1 protein-coding gene is annotated in these 531 nt (G+C 67.6%); it reads left to right on the top strand.

What is annotated here, in order from left to right:
- Positions 1-531 (top strand): collagen-like triple helix repeat-containing protein (locus BK660_RS31190; RefSeq protein ID WP_185045297.1); only part of this gene is annotated, 531 nt, incomplete at both ends.

Raw genomic sequence — 531 nt, 5'->3', positions numbered from 1 at the left:
GTGGCGGCCTCGGTGGTACTGGCCTGCTGCAAACCGTCGGCGGTGCCGTGGTCAACGTCGGCGCAGGGCTGAATACCGGCAATACCAATGGCGTCGTCAGCGCCGGCGGCGTTACCGCTACCGGCCTCGGCAATACCGTCGCTTCGCTCAACACCGTACTCGGCGGATCGGGCACCCCGATCACCGCGACAACCTCACCTCTGGCCACGGTTGGCGCCACCTTGGGCACGAGTGTGAATCCGGTCACCAGCGCTGTGACCAACGTGACCCAACAAGTCGGCGCAGCGACCGGTATCGGATCACCCGTCGCAAGCCTCACCGGCCAGGTTGGCGGTGCGGTCAGCAGTATCGGCACCACCATTGCCGCGACCAACAACCCGGTCACCACGGCGGTCGGTGGACTGGTCAACAACGTCGGCGGTACCGTCGCCGCCGTCGGTGGTCTGGTCAACGGCGGTACCAGCGGGGGTACCAGCGGAGGTACGACCGGTGGCGGTCTGGGCGGTGTACTCGGCGGTCTGACCGGCGCCT

This window comes from Pseudomonas brassicacearum (genome assembly GCF_003732265.1).
Taxonomy (GTDB): domain Bacteria; phylum Pseudomonadota; class Gammaproteobacteria; order Pseudomonadales; family Pseudomonadaceae; genus Aquipseudomonas; species Aquipseudomonas brassicacearum_D.
Note: the sequence above shows the minus strand (reverse complement) of the source record. Positions and strands in the feature narration are given on the sequence as shown.